At 72.8% G+C, this 16,380-nt stretch carries 13 protein-coding genes; 6 read left to right on the forward strand and 7 right to left on the reverse strand.

Going from position 1 to position 16,380, the window contains the following annotated elements; all coding sequences use genetic code 11:
* Positions 1 to 118 precede the first annotated feature (118 nt).
* Complete coding sequence (locus tag WMF24_RS46765) at positions 119 to 961, forward strand: Uma2 family endonuclease (protein WP_437733974.1); 843 nt, start codon at positions 119 to 121, stop codon at positions 959 to 961.
* A gap of 524 nt (positions 962 to 1,485) precedes the next feature.
* On the opposite strand, the gene WMF24_RS46770 is transcribed toward WMF24_RS46765, so the two are convergent.
* The 3 genes from WMF24_RS46770 to WMF24_RS46780 form a co-directional block, all read right to left on the reverse strand.
* Positions 1,486 to 2,580 carry a hypothetical protein gene (locus WMF24_RS46770; protein WP_437733975.1) on the reverse strand — a complete coding sequence of 365 codons (1,095 nt, stop codon included), beginning with the start codon at positions 2,578 to 2,580 and terminating at the stop codon, positions 1,486 to 1,488.
* A 260-nt stretch (positions 2,581 to 2,840) separates the two neighbouring features.
* Entirely contained in the window at positions 2,841 to 3,857 is a 1,017-nt protein-coding gene (locus tag WMF24_RS46775) for a tetratricopeptide repeat protein (RefSeq protein WP_437733976.1), read from the reverse strand.
* Entirely contained in the window at positions 3,854 to 5,089 is a 1,236-nt protein-coding gene (locus tag WMF24_RS46780) for a hypothetical protein (protein WP_437733977.1), read from the reverse strand. Before WMF24_RS46780 ends, WMF24_RS46775 begins: the two co-directional genes overlap by 4 nt.
* Before the next feature lie 195 nt (positions 5,090 to 5,284).
* On the opposite strand from WMF24_RS46780, the gene WMF24_RS46785 reads away from it, so the two are divergent.
* Positions 5,285 to 5,953 carry a hypothetical protein gene (locus tag WMF24_RS46785; protein ID WP_437733978.1) on the forward strand — a complete coding sequence of 223 codons (669 nt, stop codon included), beginning with the start codon at positions 5,285 to 5,287 and terminating at the stop codon, positions 5,951 to 5,953.
* 171 nt (positions 5,954 to 6,124) lie between these two features.
* On the opposite strand, the gene WMF24_RS46790 is transcribed toward WMF24_RS46785, so the two are convergent.
* The 4 genes from WMF24_RS46790 to WMF24_RS46805 form a co-directional block, all read right to left on the reverse strand.
* Positions 6,125 to 6,787 carry a DUF4142 domain-containing protein gene (locus WMF24_RS46790; RefSeq protein WP_437733979.1) on the reverse strand — a complete coding sequence of 221 codons (663 nt, stop codon included), beginning with the start codon at positions 6,785 to 6,787 and terminating at the stop codon, positions 6,125 to 6,127.
* A 567-nt stretch (positions 6,788 to 7,354) separates the two neighbouring features.
* Positions 7,355 to 8,158, reverse strand: coding sequence for a class I SAM-dependent methyltransferase (locus WMF24_RS46795; protein WP_437733980.1), 804 nt, complete (start codon positions 8,156 to 8,158; stop codon positions 7,355 to 7,357).
* A gap of 198 nt (positions 8,159 to 8,356) precedes the next feature.
* On the reverse strand, positions 8,357 to 9,097 hold the full coding sequence (locus WMF24_RS46800) for a type 1 glutamine amidotransferase domain-containing protein (RefSeq protein WP_437733981.1): 741 nt from the start codon (positions 9,095 to 9,097) through the stop codon (positions 8,357 to 8,359).
* Positions 9,098 to 9,434: 337 nt separating this feature from the next.
* Positions 9,435 to 10,433, reverse strand: coding sequence for an SDR family oxidoreductase (locus tag WMF24_RS46805; protein ID WP_437733982.1), 999 nt, complete (start codon positions 10,431 to 10,433; stop codon positions 9,435 to 9,437).
* Positions 10,434 to 11,045: 612 nt separating this feature from the next.
* Here WMF24_RS46805 and WMF24_RS46810 point away from each other — a divergent pair.
* The 4 genes from WMF24_RS46810 (at position 11,046) to WMF24_RS46825 (ending at position 16,372) form a co-directional block, all read left to right on the forward strand.
* Positions 11,046 to 11,438 carry a hypothetical protein gene (locus WMF24_RS46810; RefSeq protein WP_437733983.1) on the forward strand — a complete coding sequence of 131 codons (393 nt, stop codon included), beginning with the start codon at positions 11,046 to 11,048 and terminating at the stop codon, positions 11,436 to 11,438.
* Positions 11,439 to 11,812: 374 nt separating this feature from the next.
* On the forward strand, positions 11,813 to 13,315 hold the full coding sequence (locus tag WMF24_RS46815) for an MBL fold metallo-hydrolase (protein ID WP_437733984.1): 1,503 nt from the start codon (positions 11,813 to 11,815) through the stop codon (positions 13,313 to 13,315).
* Positions 13,316 to 13,436: 121 nt separating this feature from the next.
* Entirely contained in the window at positions 13,437 to 14,813 is a 1,377-nt protein-coding gene (locus tag WMF24_RS46820) for an esterase/lipase family protein (RefSeq protein WP_437733985.1), read from the forward strand.
* The gene (locus tag WMF24_RS46825) at positions 14,810 to 16,372 is read left to right on the forward strand and encodes a patatin-like phospholipase family protein (protein ID WP_437733986.1); all 1,563 of its coding nucleotides are present in this window, start codon (positions 14,810 to 14,812) and stop codon (positions 16,370 to 16,372) included. Before WMF24_RS46820 ends, WMF24_RS46825 begins: the two co-directional genes overlap by 4 nt.
* Positions 16,373 to 16,380 lie beyond the last annotated feature (8 nt).

Consider the following 16,380-nt stretch of genomic DNA (forward strand, 5'->3'; position numbering starts at 1 on the left):
CGCCGTCAAGCGCCTCGCCGGGTCATGACGCCTCGACACCGGGCGGGATCGTCGTGCGTCGCCGCATCGCCGCGTCGCCGCCTGACCGCGGGCTCGGCCGGGGTGCTAGCGTGAGCGCGTGGCATCGGTGAATCGCTTCGGGCTCCCGCTCAACCCCCGGCGGCCGCCCCGCGCGCTCGTGCTCCGCGATCTGTCGCCGGAGGAGGCCAGCGCCGCGATCGACTGGTCCGGCTGGTACCTGCCCGACGACGCGGAGCGCCCCGGCAAGGCCGAGCGCTCCGGCATCGTCCGCCTCCTGCTCTCGGTGCTCTCGCAGCTCGCGCGCGAGCGCGGCTGGGCCGACTGGTACGCCGGCGCCGACCACGCGTTCGCGTGGGTGCGGGGCGAGCCGCTCGTGCGCGTCCTGCCCGACCTCTACGTGCTCGATCACCGCCCGTTGCCGCCGCTCCCGCGGCAGTGGCAGACGTGGCTGCCGAACCATCGCCCGCCGCGGTTCGCGCTGGAGATCGTCGCGGGCGACTGGCGTCGCGTCTACGAGGAGGCGCCGGCCAAGTACTGGCAGCTCGGCTGCCCCGAGCTCCTGCTCTTCGATCCCGAGGCCGCCGCCGCGCGCGCGCCGCTCGCGGAGGAGCGCGTGCCGCTCCAGCTCTACCGGCGCGACCCGGACGGCACGTACCTGCGCGTCCACGCCGGCGCCGATCCTCTCTGGATCGAGGCGCTCGACGCGCACCTGGTCGTGCTGAAGGACGGCCCGCACCCGACGCTGCGCGTCGCGCGGAGCTCGCGCGCGACGGATCTCGTGCCCGCCGAGGAGGAGGCCCTCCGCGCCGAGGGCGAGGCGCGCGCCCAGGAGCAGCGCGCCCGCGTCGCGGAGCAGCGCGCCCGCGCCGCCGCCGAGGCGCGCGTGCGCGAGCTGGAGGCGCGCGTGAGAGACCTCGAGGCGCGCGTCTCCCGCAGGTGAGGAGCCCCCCCGGGCCCCGTCGCCGTCTCCCCTCTTCCGTCTTCCGCTCATCGTCTTTTCGTCAGCAGGTGCTCCTACATGACGCTGTCTGCCTTATCACCGGGCCCGGGAGCAGGGGGCAGACGGGCACGCGCGGGCCAGGCGAAGCGATGTAAGTGCGCGTCCAGTCCTTGATTTTTCGGAGTCGTCTCCGCCGAAGCCAGAGTCGTCTCCGCCGAGGTCAGAGTCGTCTCCGCTGAGGTCAGGGTCGTCTCCGTCGAGGTCAGGGTCGTCTCCGCCGAGGTCAGAGTCGTCTCCGCCGAGGCCAGAGCCGCCTTCGCCGAGGCCAGAGTCGTCTCCGTCGAGATCAGGGGCGCCTCCGTCGCCACCAGAGCCGCCTCCGCCTTCCGCAGCGTCGACCGCACCTCCGGCGGAGTCCCATCCGCCGTCGCATCGGCCGGCTCACCCAGCGGCGGCGGCTCCTCGAACGCCTGGCGCGAAGCGCCGACCCAGCAACCCCGCGATGCGCGCCAGGGGCGCTCGCGCTACGCCGGTCGCAGGATCTGGCGCACCGAGTCGACGTCCGCGACCCGGTGCAGCACCGGCTGAAGCCCGGCGCCCGAGGCCTCGCCGAAGGCGCCGCTCGCGGCGACGGCGCGCGCCCGGGGGCCGTCGAGCACGAGGAACACGTCCCGGAGGCCCCCGGCGCCCGGCGCGTCGATCACGTCGACGATGCGCGAGCGATCGAGGTGCAGCTCCTCGTCGCCGCGCTGGATGAGCACGCGCCGGTCGGTGATGAGGTACCGCGTGCGCGCCGCGAGCCGGGCGGGGCGCACCACCGACACGTAGAGCATCGCCGCCCCCGCGGCGACGAGCAGCACGATCGTGAGCGACAGCGACGCGACGAGCGCCACGAACGACACGCTCTGCGGATCCATGCCCGCCGCGGTCACGATCCGGATGCTCCGCACCGCGTGCACCGCCGTGACGACCGCGAAGCCCCCGAGGAGCACGCCGAGCAGCACGGAGACGACGCCGCGAAGGCCGCTCGGGAGCCACTTGTGCCAGCCGTCGGCCGGGTGCGCCGACCAGAGCACCCGCTCGCCCTCGTCGAGGCGCTGCGACAGCAGCCGGTGACCGTCGCCCGCTGGCGCCGACGGCACCACGCCCCGCAGGATCGCCCAGACGCGATCCGGGGCGACGACGCCGTTCAGTACGATCGACAGCCGCCGCCGGAGGGCGCCGGTCGGCACCGCCCTCACGAGCTCGAGGTCGCCGACGCCCGGGTGCTTCGGGTGCCAGTGGATGCGCGCGTAGCTGATCGACCGCCGCTCGATCGAGCGCCGGAGCTTCCCGCGCTGCACCACGATGTGCATGTCGGTGAGCATGTACTCGAGCTCCGAGCGCCACCAGCGGGGCAGGTAGCTGAACGCGACCGCGAGGCTCGCCATCCAGGCCGCGAACGCGAGGAGCTGGGTCGGCGACGCGCCGAGCGCCCTGGTCACGACGATGGCCGACGCCGTGCTGATCGCGGAGGTCACGCCGCAGACCGCCGCGGCCACGACGTAGAGGAGCGGCGTCGCGACGACCTTGGGACGTCCGGACCAGAGCACGGTCTCATTGAAAACCGAGTCGCGCATCTCGACGGATCTCCGTTCGTGGTGAGCTGGCCGGCGCCGCCCTCGCGCGCGAGAGCGGCAACGATCGGTAAGGTGACCCCGCCGGGCTGGCTCGTAAAGGGGGGCATCGCCGCCCGCGCTGCCGCGCAATCCGGGCGCGAACCGAGCGCGATCCGGGCGCGAACCGAGCGCAATCCGGGCGCGACCGGAGCGCGCTGCGGGGGCAACCGGAAGGGATGTGAGGCTGCCCAGCACGCGGGGCGAGCGCCGGCGCGCTGCGCTCAGCGCCGCCCGGGCGCCGCGGCCGCGGGCTTCCGCAGGCGCTTCATCGTCTGCTCCCGCTCCCTCTCGCACTGCGCGCGGCGCGCCTTCGCCAGCGGCAGCCAGTGGTCGTTCGCGGGCGCGCGCGCGATGTACGACTCCCACGCAGCCACGGCCTGCAGGTACGCCTCCGCGCGCGCGGCGCCGAGCTCGGCGCTCCGCGCAGCCGCCCAGCGGCCGAGCGCTGCGTACCAGGCGTCGTCGTGGGCAGGCACGTAGAACCAGCCTGATCCGTTGATCTGCTGGTCGCTCCGATCGTAGGTCCTCGCGAGCCGGATGTGCTCGAGGGCGCCCTCCAGGTCGCCCGACCGGTCGAGCGCCACCGCGAGCCCCCAGAGCGTCGTCACGCCGTACCGGAACATGTCGAGCGAGCCGAGCGTCGCCAGCGCGGCCCGGTACCCCTCGACCGCGGCGGTGATGTCGCCGAGCGCCATGTAGGCCTCCGCCTGGTTGGCCAGCAGGAGGGCCCGCGACGCGGCGTGGGGCTCGAGGGCGAGCGCCTCGTCATACGCCTTGATCTCGTCCGTGTACCTGCCGAGCCGCGCGTAGCAGACGGCGAGCGCGTGCGACGCGTCGGCCCGGAAAGGCGCCGGCGGATGGAGGCGCAGGAGCCCCTCGAGCGTCGCGGCGGCGCCCTCCACGTCGCCGAGGTGCTCGAGGATGTCGGCGTAGCGCAGCCGCACCGACGGGTCGCGCGAGGTCGCCGCGCCGGCGCGCTCGTACAGGGTGCGCGCCTCGCGAAGCCAGAGCGGGCCGATCTCCTCGACGCGCTCCAGGAGCGGGCTGCGCCGGAGCCGGTCGTACCGGAGGAGGAGCCCGTCCGCCTGGGCGATGAGCGCCGCGCGCTCGTCGGCCGCCGGGTCCAGCGCGCGGGACCAGACGGTCGGCGCCGCGGCGGCGGGGCCGGGCGCGCCCATCGCCGCGAGCGCGAGCGACACGAGCGCCGTGGCGCCGGCCAGGGGCGATCGCCGGCTCACGGCGCCCCTCCTGCCTTCGGCCCGGGCGCGACGCGCTCCCGCGGCGCGCGCGCGCCCGGCCCCGCGGTCGAGCCGGCCGCGCGCGCCGGCCGGTGGCCTCCGGCGCCGGCGCCCTTCCGGAGCGCGTCGAGGCGCGCGCGCGCCGCCGCGGCCCACGGTCCCTTGCCACCGGCGCCCGACAGGTAGGCCTCCCAGCGCGCCATCGCCGCCGCCTCCGAGGTCCGCTCGAGTGCGAGCGCCTCCAGGGCGAGCCTGTCCTCCGGGACCGCGAGGTAGTCGACGGAGCGCAGGCGCGCCGCCGCGCTGGCGAGGTCGTCGTCGGCGTGCTCGCGCGCCGCCGCTCCGGCGCGCGGATCGGCCCCGCGCGCGCGCATCGCCTGGGGAGCGGCCCCGGCGACCTCGCCCTCGAGCGCGGCGTCGGCCTGGGCGCGGTCGCCGGCGCGGTCGAGCGCGAGCGCGAGCGACAGCGTGACGTCGCGGGCGAGCTGCGACTGCGCGCGCTGGCGCGCCTCGCGCAGGTAGGCGATCGCCTCGTCGAGATCGGCACGGCTGGCCTCTCCGCGCGCGCCGGCGGGTGGCGCCCCGGCCGAGCCCGCGCCGGCGGCTGACGCGGCCGCGCCGGCGGCCGACGCAGCCGCGCCGGCGGCCGACGCCGCTGCGCCCGCGGCGGCCATCGACAGGTGCGCTGCCTCGAGCAGCACGAGCGCGCGCTGATCCGGGGTGCCGAGCAGGTCGATCCGCGGGACGAGCGCGCGGTACATCGCGAGCGCCTCGTCGCGCTTGCCGGTGCGGGCGAGCGACCGGGCGAGGTCGTGCAATGTGTGCGGGTCCTCGACGCTGCGGGGGTCGATGTGCCGCGCGCGGTCGAACGCGCGCGCGGCGTCCTCGGGCGAGCCGAGCGCGAGGGCGGCGCGCGCGAGGAGGACCTGCGGCGCGGCGTGCCCCGGGAGGATCTGGTCCGCGACGCGCGCCGATTCGCGCGCCGCCTCGGGGCTGCTGCCGAGCTGCGCCTGACCGCGCGCGAGGAGGTCGCAGTAACGCGGGAGCTCCGGCGCGCGCGCCCTCTCCCAGACGGTGGGGCCCCGGGCGATCGCGCGGCTCGTGCGCGCCGAGCACTCGGGCGGCCGCCCTGCCGCCGCGGCGGCGGCGACCAGATCGCCGCTGCTCTGTCCGGCGTGCGCGGCGAGCGGGAGAGCGAGCAGGGCCGGGAGCAAGAGCGAGCCGAGGTGCACGCGGCGAGTGTACCAGCGACGCGCTCCGGAGGCTCACGCCCGGCCGGAGGCGCGGGGCTGCGATCCGGTTGATCGCGCGGTCGATGCTCCGTTATGGTGCCCGAGGTGACAGCGCCGACGGGGGGCGTTCGCGGGTCGTGTATCGCCGGACTCCGCAGCCTTGGAGCCTCGTGAGGCCAGAGGAGGATCGACATCATGGGCGAGGTGATTCGCAAGGATGCGCCAGCGGACGACATCATCGGTGACGTGCGCGCGACGCTCCAGAGCGCTTCTGCGAAGGGAGGGCCCCTTCGGGAGCTCGCCGAGCAGCGGCTCGTGCCCGTGTTGACGCTCTTCGACGGCGTGGAGGCGCAGCGCAACGCCGCGCGCTCCGAGGCGGAGCCGCTGCTCGCCAAGGTCGAGGCCGAGTCCGCGCGCGCCGACGACGCGCTCAGCAAGGTGGCCGACGACGTCTGGAGCGCCGTCGGGCGCCCCACCGCCGATCCCGCGCTGTCGATCCTGTTCCCCGGCGGCATGGCCTATTTCGCCGACCACGAGGACGGCGACATCACCGGGCAGCCGGATCGGCTGGAGGTGCTCGCGCAGCTCCTCGGCTCGGGGATCCACCCGAAGCTCAGCCTGGACAAGGCGCAGGCGGCGGCGGCCGAGGTGAAGTCCGCCGCCGCAGCGCTGCGCTCGACGGTCGAGGCGACCCGGCTCCCGCTCGAGCGGCTCAGCGTGCTGGATCGGATCCGCGCCGCGGTGGCGAAGAGCGCGCACATCGAGCTCGTGCACCTGAAGCGCCTCTACAAGGCGGCTGGCTTCAGCGAGGCGGAGATCCACGGCGTCATCCCGGATCGCGGCCGCGCGCGGCGCCGGCTGTAGCGCGCCGCGCCGTCTACCGCCGGCGTCGCCTGTGGGCGTCACGGATGCTCTCGCGCACGAGGTGGGAGCGCCGCGGCGCCCGTGCTCCATCGAGCGCAGGCGCCGCGGCGCGGGCTGTTTCAGGCGCCGCGGTGCGGGCGAGCGCGCCGCCCGCCGTTTACCTGGCCAGGCTCACGGGCGACGGCCTCCGAACGGCGCGTACGGGTCCGGAGCGCCTGAGCCGAACGACCCGCTGCGCCCGGGATACCCGTAATAGGGGTACGAGGGGCGAGCCGGCGAGTAGGGCCCGTTCGGGCCAGGGATGACGGTGCCGTAACCGCCGTGATAGGGCGTGCCATAGCCGTAATAGGGTGCGCCGGGCAGCGGGCCGTAATCCCGGACGTACGGGCTGCCGATCATCGCGGGGAGCGACGTGGCGTGCGCGAGGTGCCGCGACGTGGCGTTCCGGACCTCGGGAACGAGGTGGGAGATCCCCGGGTGCAGCTCGGGCCCGACGACGGAGATCTGCTCCTGGAGATGGGCGAGGTACTCCCGGTGCCGGTGGATCTGCAGGTCAACGAACCCCCAGTCGAAGAGCTGCCCGGTGAGGCCTTCGAGCGTCTGCTGATCCGCCGCGCCCTGCTCCGCCAGCGCCAGGCTGATCTGGTTGTCCAGCGGCCTCACGCCGGTCTGCCCGACCGCGGCCAGGAGCCGCTGGCTCGATAGGGTGTGATGCTCGAGCAGCTCCTGAGCGAACTCGAGGACGTGCGGGTCACTCGCGCGGCTCAACGCGAGCTGCGCCGCGTTGAGCTCGGCCGCGTCGAAGGCCGCGAGCACCGCTGCGAGCTCAGGCATCGAGAGCGTGAAGGCCTGTGAGGTCGACTGGACCGCCTCGTCCTCGTCCGCCGACGCCAGAACACCGTCTTCCGCCGCGACGGAGCAGGCGCTGGCTCCCGCGAGCGCCAGGGCTGTCAACCATGCAAAACGAAGAGAATCGATTCGAATGCTCATAATCCCCCCATGTCATTGACGGAAGCGGGTCCGGCGCTGAAGCGCTTGGCGGTGATGCCTGGCCCGCCCCGCCATGTATCTTGAACCGGCGCCGGGAGACGCAAGCGCGATCTCATCAAATAACCAATGCTCACCACCGCACAGGATCGGTTGAACCCTCCGCGCCGCGCGACGCACCGGCGCGCAGGTGCCACATCCCGGCGTCGGTGAACGGACGCGCGCGCGCCCGGGCGGCGGCGCCGGCGCCCTCGGGGGAGGGCTGGCCGGGCGAGGGGGCGGCGCGCCCGCAGGTGCGGCGCGCTCGCCGTGTGCGCGCGCGACGGAGGCGGCAGGATGGATACCGTCGCTTTGCTGGAGGACGGGGCCGAGGCAGGGGTATCGGCGCCCGGCGACCCGGGCGCGGGCGGCGCGTCAGTCCGCGGTTCTGGCCGGCTTGCGGGCCAGGACGCCGACGCTGCCGTAGTAAATGCCCCACGCCGAGGGATCGGACGCGAACCGGGCGTAGCCGGAGAGATCTTCCTCGCTGATCTGCCCGGTCGCGAGATACCTGTCCTGGAGCTGAACGGCCGACAGGCTCATGATCTCGGACAGCGGATGCCCGCCCGGGCACAGCGGCACCTCGTTCTCGACGGCCTCGATGGCGAGCCCGCGCGCCATGAGGATCGCGGGCAGCCGCAAGCCCAGGCCCGGGTCCATGCCGCCGGCCTCGTACATCGCGAGGATCGACTGGTTGACCCGGTTGAAGGCGTCGATATCCGCGCCGGAGGCGCCCCTCGCCGCGGTGAAGTCGGGCTCTTCGAGGACCAGGTGGCCGCCGGGCTTCAGCGCCGCCAGCATCGCGTCGAGGATCACCTGGAAATCCGCGTTGTGGATGAGCACGTAGCGGGCGTGCACCAGGTCGAACCGGGCTGCGTGGAAGTCGAGCTGGCGGATATCGCCCTCAATGATCCGTACGCCGGGCAGCCGAGCGGCGTCCAGGAATCCCACGTCGCGGTCGACCGCGACCACCTCGCCCTCGTGGCCGACGCGCTCTGCCATCCAGGAGGCGATCGACCCGGCGCCGGCTCCTACTTCGAGGCAGCTCCAGCCCGGACCCATCCCGGCCGCCTTGAGGAGGCGCCGGCTGCCGGGGTCGAAGAAGCCCTCGATCCGCCGCAGGCGCTCGAGCTCTCGCGCACGTTCCGAACCAGCGAAGACATAGCTACTCTCGGCCATGGGATGGACATACTAGTCGAACTCCGTCGGCGAAGAAGCGAACTTCTCCGCACGGCCCACGCGTGAGCGCCCCGCGGTCGCTTCGATGTGTTGAGCGACACACGGTCGTGTGCCGTTCGGGTCGGGCTGAACAGCCGCGCTCTTCCCGCAGATACGTCCAGACGTGGATCTTCGAGGCGCCGCTGAACCCCGGGGCCCTTACGCGACCGCCCGCCGCAACGCCATCACCGCGAGCCCACCCACCGCCAGCGTGGCCACCCCGCCGAGGATCCGCCGCCCCGTGGACGGCGACGGCAGGAACGCCGTCGCGCTGAGCGCCGCCAGCGGCGGCGACGTTCGCGCCGGCGCCGACTGGGCGGCGAGCGGCGACGCCACGGCCGCGTGGATCGGCGCCGTCTCGGTGAACAGATCGACCATCTCCCGCACGAACGCCGGCAGATCCTGCGGCCCGCGGCTCGACAGCCAGTTGCCGTCCCGCACCACCTCCTCGTCGCGCCAGACGCCGCCGGCGTGCACGACGTCGTCGCGGATGCCAGGCCAGGACGCGAGCTGTCGCCCGCTCACGAGCTCCGCCGACGCGAGCACCCAGGGGCCGTGGCAGATGGTCGCGATCGGCTTGCGGAGCGCGTCGAAGGCGCGCACGAACTGGCGCGCTTCCTCGCTCTGCCGGAGCAGATCCGGGCTGATGAACCCTCCTGGCAAGAGGAGCCCATCGTATTCGGCCGGATCCGCCTCGCCGACGGTCCTGTCCACGCGCACCCTCCCGCCCGGCTCGTGGAGGTTCATGCCGCGGATCTTGCCGTGGCGGAGCGAGACGACGTCCACCTCGGCGCCCGCGGCGCGGAGCGCCTTCATCGGCACGGTCAGCTCGATCTGCTCGAACCCGTCCGCCACGAGCGCCGCGATCCGCTTCCCTGCAAGCTTCTTTCGCTCTCTCATGCTCCCCTCAACGTCTCCTCCGACCCACCTACAGCGACAAGCGGGTTGAGCCCGCCTGAAACGAGCAGGACGTCGAACCGCCAGGACGCCGAGGACGCCAGGACTCTGGCTTCTCCCTGGGGGCCTCGGCGTCTTGGCGGTTCATTTCTCGCTCGATCAACGTGGTCGTTGTTCTAGAGCCGGCGCCCCGCGTCGCAACCGAGGCCAGAGCAGATTTCATGGACTCCGCGAGCCCAGCCGTGGCCGCGCACCGCGGCCGACGCGGCGAGTGTGTCTTTTTGCGACAGGCGGATCATGGTCCCAGACGAGGGTGACGTGCGGCTTGCGCAGAGCGCCGTCACCGCGCCGCGAGGAGCCTCGGGCGGAGCCACAGCAGTCCCAGCACGGCGGGCGCGAGGGCAGCCAGTCCGACGACCGCGGCGCGCAGCGCCCGCTTCTTCCCGCGCGGCTTCCATCCGCCGCTCGCGGTGGTCCCTTCTGGCAGGGGCGTGAACAGGTTGCCGTTCGTCGCGTACGCTGTCCGGTCGTGCTGCAGGTGGAGCCTGTCGACGCTCCGCGCGAGCAGGCGCTCGGCGAGGCCGGGCGCCAGGAACGACAGCAGAGCAAGTTGCCGTGCCGCGTTGCCCACGAACACCTCCCGCCGGGGTGTCCGTGCCAGACGAACGATGGCGCGCGCCACGCGCTCCGGCGGATATACCGGAGGCATGGCCCTTGGCGTGCGCCCCGTGTAGTTGCCGGCGTGCTGGAAGAACGGTGTGTCGATCGTCGCCGGCATGACGGTGGAGACATGGATATGGCGGGCCCGGAGCACCTCGAGCTCCTGCCGCAGGCTCTGGGAGAGACCGCGGATCGCATGTTTCGAGGCCACGTACGCGCTGACGTAGGGCTCCGAGAGCCTCGCCACCATCGACGCGACATTGATGAGCACGCCGTGACCTTGCCGCCGGAACTGCGCCAGCGCGGCGCGGGCGCCGTGGACGTAGCCGAACAGGTTTGTCTCGATGACGCGCCGGTAGGGCTCGGAGGGCGTCTGCTCGAACAGCCCGAAGAGCGTCACCGCCGCGTTGTTGACCCACACATCGATCCGGCCGAACGCCTCGGTGGTGCGGCGCGCGACCTCCAGGACTGCGGCCTCGTTCGTCACGTCGGCGAGCACGACGAGGGCCTTGCCCCCGGCCTTCTCGCATTCGGCGGCGAGATCGCGCAGCGGTTGCTCGCGCCTGGCCGTCAGCGTCACCGCGGCCCCGCGGCTGGCGAACTCCAGCGCTGTCGCGCGGCCGATGCCGCTCGAAGCGCCCGTGATGACGACGACCGCGTTCCGGAATCTCTCGCGCATGCCTCACCCCCTCTGCTGCGCCGCGGAGCGCAAGCGGCCGCGGCCGGCGCGCGGCGTGCTCCGCGATCACAGGTGCTCGTGCCCTCATGCAAGCGCCGGGCAAGCCGCATGGGAGCCGGCGCTGTCCGCCGCGGCGGCGGCTGGCTCGTCGCGCGACGCTTCGACTCGCTCGCTGCGGGGCCGGCGGATAACTCATCGACAACGAGCGCCCGTGAGCGCTGGCATCAGCAGGCCTGTCTGCTCCGCGAGAAGCGGTGTTCCATCGGGTGTCGCCCGATGCGCCGTTCCGGACTCGTCTCGATTCCGAGGGCCGGAGCCGGCCCCAGCATGTCGAGCGTGGGACGCTACGCCAGGCCCTGGCCGGCCTCGTGCGCGCGGACGCGTCCGCATCGCCGGCGGCTCGGCACGAGCCGCGAACGAAGACGACCTGGGAGACACAACATGAGAAGCATGTTTCTGGTAGTCGTGGCCGCGGTGCCGCTCATGGCCTGCGGGGGGAGCAGGAGCGGCGAACAGACGACCTCGCCCGGAGCCGGGCAGACGGGCGGAGAGACCCCCGCGGGCACCGAGGGAACGGGATCACCTGAGAGCGGAAGTCCCGGCACAGGCGCGATGCCCGGCGGCGATACGGGGACGCCGGAAGGCGGCGCTCAGGGCGGGGCTGGTACCCAGGGCGGCACGCAGGAATGGGGAAGCGGCACCCCGCGCAGCGGCACGGGCGGCACCCCGGGCAGCGGCACGGGCGGCACGACGGGCGGCACCCCGGGCGGCACGACGGGCGGCACCCCGGGCGGCACTCCGGGCGGCACTCCGGGCGGCACGGGCGGAACGACGGGCGGCACCCCGGGCGGCGGCGCGACGGGCGGCTCAGGTACGCACGGCGGTAGCTCTCTGACGCCGCCGAGCGGCGGGACCGGCACGCAGGGCGGGACCGGCACGAAGGGCAGCGGCACCGGCACGCAGGGCGGCAGCACCCCTGCGACCGGTAGCGGCTCCGGCCGGTGAACCCCGCCTCCATCCTCCTCAGCAGCACCGGGCGCTGCGCAAGTTCCTGCGGGATTGCGCAACCGGAGGTCGACTCGCAACGTGAGCGGCCCGACCGCGATCGCTGCATCCAGCGCGCTCCAGCGGTCGATCCGCCCCCGAACGCGCGCTGAGCCCGGATGGCGCGGGACATGCCTGGGACACCGACGACGACAGCGACAGGGTTCGCCATCGAGCGACCCGTCCGGTCGGACCTGTCGGAAGGGAGCTCGGGGTGGTCACTCGCAGCGCCATCCTGCCCGCTCACTTCTCCCATCAAGGGTGACGCGTCAGGGGAGATGTGCACTCCTCGTGCACAGCCCGACGCGTGCACGCCGAGCGCTGGAGATCATCCCATGACGACCCACGACACCGCGGCCTTTCAGCACTCGCGCGACATGCTGCCCGTCGCCGGCACGATCGAGGTCGACATCCCCGTCGACGTCCTCTGGGAGTTCTTCACCCAGGCGCGCGCCTGGCCGCGCTGGAACCCCTGCTTCCTCTGGGTGCATAACGAACGGCTCGCCCTCGGTCAGCGGCTGACCTGGTGCTTCCGTCCCATCCATCCCTTCTATCCCTACGTGATGCCGGCCGTCGCGGACGTCGTCGAGGTCGAGCCACGCAGGAAGGTCACCTGGGAAGTCACTGCCCTGCCAGGCTTCCATGCGCGCCACAGCTACCTCGTGGAGGACGCGGGCAACGGCCGATCTCGCTTCGGCTCCTGGGAGCAGGCCATGGGGCCGAGCTTCCGGGCGATGCGCGACTTCTGGCTTGCCCACTTCACGTTCGTCAAGGATCGGTCGCTCGCGGGGGCGCGGCTCCTCGAGACGGTGTACAAGCAGCACGGGCGGCTCGCCCCGGAGCTCCTTCCGCGCTCGCACCCCTTGCTCCGCGAGGCGGCGTCGCCCGCGGGGGCAGCCCTCGCGTTCTACCGCGCCCATGTCCGCCAGTCGGCCGTCGAGCTCGGGCCGGGCGTCCACGCCGTCTTCGGCGGCGGCGGCAACTCGCTGGTCGTCCAGGGGCGCGGGGAGTCGCTCCTCGTCGACACGAAGTTCTTCCCCGGCTCGTACATGCTGCGGCGCTGGATCAGGGAGCACGTCGCCGCGCCGGTGAAGACCGTGGTCAATACCCATTACCATTACGACCACACGCGGGGGAACGCCCTCTACCCTCGCGCCTCCCTCGTCGCGTACCACACCGTCCCCGCCTCGATGCACGCCGAGGACGGCAAGTACTGGGCATCGCACCGCGACGGGGTGCCCGTCGTCCTCGTCGGCGAGGAAGGCGCGGAGCTCGACGTGGGCGGGCGGAAGGTCCGCGTCGGGCACCCGGGAGCCGCGCACACGCACGGGGACCTGTGGGTTCACGTCCCCGACGCGGACGTCGTCGCCACGGGCGACCTCGTCTTTCACGAGCACTACCCTTTCTTCGACCTCTCCCCGACGGGCGCCGACATCGACGGGCTCGCGGCGGCGATCCGCCGCCTCGCGGCCGCTCATCCCACCGCGGCCTTCGTGCCCGGCCACGGCCCCATCGCCCGGGCCGGAGATCTCGTGCGCTTCGCCGATTACCTCGAGTCGCTCAAGGCCTCTGTGGAGGAGGTCGTCCGGCGCGGCGCCACCGCGGACGAGGCGGTGCTGCTCGTCGATCTCTCGCCGTGGGACCTCGAGAAGCTGCCCGTGTCGCATCGCGGGCGGCTCGTCTGGACGAGCGCGGAGAGCAACATCCGCTGGATGTACGAGCTCGTCGAGAGCCGCGCTCAGAACGCCAGCCCCCGGCCCGCGGCGCGACCCGCGCGCCCGGCCAGCGCCTCGACGGGGCCAATGCCGAGCGTGAGCTCGGATTCAAGCGCCTTGTGAGCGTCGAGCAGGCAGCTCGGCGCGCTCACGCATCGTTCGTCGATAACGGCTACATCCACAACGGTCCACGCCCACACGCCCGCGCGCGGTAGGGCGATCACAGAGCGGAGGAGACGCTTCCATGAACGTGATGACTCGCACGGACGAGCCGAGGACGCATTTCATCCTCGTGCCCGGGTTCGCGGGCTTCGATGCCCTGGGCTCATTGCACTATTACCATGGCGTGACCGAGGCGCTGCGGGGGTGGAAGGGCGCCATGTACGAGGCGCCGCTCACGCTCCACTACTTCCCGAACCTGCCCACGGCCCGCATCGAGACGCGCGCGAAGCTCCTCCTGGACTGGCTCCTGCAGCGGTACAAGCGGGGGATCCTCCGCCTGAACCGCGGCGACTATATCCACTTCATCGGACACTCCACCGGCGGGATGGATGTCCGGTGGATGATGAAGTACCTCCACGAGCACGCGGCGAGGAACGAGCCGATCGAGAAGTTCCCCGCGGAGGCGATCATCCGGAGCATCTGCTCCGTCCAGTTCCTGTCCACGCCGCACCGCGGCTCGAACCTGGCCCGCGTCGTCGGCGGCTGGTCCGGCAAGCTCCAGGCGCTCGTGACGGTGCTCTACGAGACGAGCCGCACCCTTCGCCAGCCGGGCGCGCGCCTCCTGGCCAGCGCGCTCAAGCAGCTCGGGTGGTCGGCCGGCTGGGTCCACGCGATCCTCGACACGATGAGCCTGTTCAGCGCCTGCGACGAGCAGGACGGCCTGGCGCGCGCGCGTGCGAGGGGCGTCTACTTCGACACGCTGAAATGGCTGAACGACGCCTCGGACGACTTCGGCGTCGTCGCGGACCTCGATCCGGCCCGTCACGCCGCCGACTCCGTCCAGGCGGAGGAGCTCTTCAGGACGACGTACGCGCACGTGCGCCTCCGCTCGATCGTGACGAGGGCCGAGCCACTCCCGGGCACGCCGGAACACGACCTGTTCAAGATCTTCCACCGATGGACCGCGTGCGAGCCCGGACAGGAGCTCGGACCGGGCTGCTCGGTCCGCAGGCTCGACGCCGCGGGGAGCGTGGCGCTCGACCGCGCGCACAACGACGGGATCGTCAACTGCGTATCCATGGTGTGGCCCACGCCGGACGACAGCGTCTTCGTCGACGCGGATCACGCGGACATCATCGGGCACCACGGCGGGCCCGGCGCGCCGGACGAGGACGTCGTGAACCCCGCCCACAAGCGGTACGACATCTTCCTGTCCAGCTCCGGCTTCAACCGCGAGCGCTTCCTCGATGTGTGGCGCTCGGTGCGCAGCTTCGCGTTCGCCTCCGAGTCGGGCCGGGACCGCAGGGCGCCGCTCCCGCGGGTCGTCCTGCCGGCGCTCGCCGCGAGGATCCCCGACGCCGAGGCCGAGCCGGCCGCGGCGATGGACAGCGCCCCGGCGCCCCGCGCCGAGGCGGATGCGCCCGCGTCGATCCTCGGGGCGGAAGGGGTGGTCCAGTGAGCGCCGCGCGAGACGAGAGGCCCACGAGGCGGTCGCTGATCCTCGCCGGCGGCGGGATGAAGGTGGCGTTCCAGGCCGGGGTGCTCGAGGTGTGGCTCGACGAGGCAGGGCTCACCTTCGATCACGTCGACGGCGCCAGCGGCGGCACCCTCAACCTCGCCATGCTCTGCCAGGGGCTCAGCGGCTCGCAGATCGCGGACAGCTGGCGGAGATTCGACCCGAGCCTCGGCTTCGACCTGAACCTCGAGGAGTACATGAGGCCCCTTCGCGCGGAGTCGATCGCGACGCTCGATCGCTTCCGCAGGGCGATCCGGGAGGCCTGGCGGCTGGATTTCGGCGCGATCCGCGCGAGCCACGTCGACGCCACGTTCAATGTCTACAATTTCACGAAGCACGCGCTCGAGGCGCTGCCCCCGTCCGTGATGACCGAAGATCACCTGATGGCCGCGATCTCGCTGCCCATGTGGTTCCCGCCGGTCGTCATCGGCGGCGACACCTACGTCGACTCCGTCTTCAGCACCGACGCCAACCTGGAGGAGGCGATCCGGCGCGGCGCCGACGAGATATGGGTCATCTGGACGGTCAGCGAGCGCGGCGACTGGAACGACGGCTTCATCGCCCATTACTTCCAGATCATCGAGATGGCGGCCAACAGCAACTTCCGTCGCATCGTGCGCCGCATCGAGGACAGCAACGCGGCGATCGCGCGAGGCGAACGCGGCGAGTTCGACCGCGTGATCCGCCTGCGCATCCTCCGGTCCGAGGTCCCTGTCCATTACGTGCTCGCGCTCAGCGCCGACCGCCTCGCCGAGGCGGTGCACCTCGGCGTGCGCGAGGCGCGCGCGTGGTGCGACGCGAACGGCGTCCCGCGGAAGCCCGGCCGCGATCCCGCGCGCGACGTCGACGCGCCAAGGACGTCTCCAGGCCTCTCGTTCAGCGAGGTCATGAAGGGCCATATCGCGCGCGGGGACCTCGATCCCAGGGACGCGCTCGCGCGGGGGAAGCGTGAGGGCACGCCGCTCGAAGTCCGCCTCACGATCACGGTCGACGGCGTGGACCGCTTCGTCACATCGCCGGAGCACGAGGCGAAGGTCGAGGGGAACGTCGTCTGCGACGCGTTCGGCGGCGCGCTCCCGATCGAGCGCGGGACGTTCAACCTGCTCCTCGATCAGCGGACGGACGGCGCGCCGGACCCCACGGGCAAGCACATGCTGTATCGCCTCTTCTTCCGTGACGACAGGGGCCGCGCGCTCACGCTGAGCGGGCGCAAGGACGTCCGCGACGACCCCGGGCTCGATCTCTGGGACGACACGTCGACGCTCACCACCCGCATCTACCGCGGGCACGTCTCCGCCGCGCTGGAGCCCACGGCGGAGGTCGTCGCGTCCGGGATCCTCCGCATTCACCTGCTCGATTTCATGCGGCAGCTCACGACATTCCGCGCCCACGGAGAGACGGCGGCCGAACGCAGGGAGGCGCTCCTCCGCTTCGGCAGGCTGTTCCTGGGCAAGCTCTGGGACGTGTACGGGCGCGACATCGTCGCGTACGGCCCCTTCTGAGGTGAACC

This window comes from Sorangium sp. So ce1335, assembly GCF_051521615.1.
Taxonomy (GTDB): Bacteria; Myxococcota_A; Polyangia; order Polyangiales; family Polyangiaceae; genus Sorangium.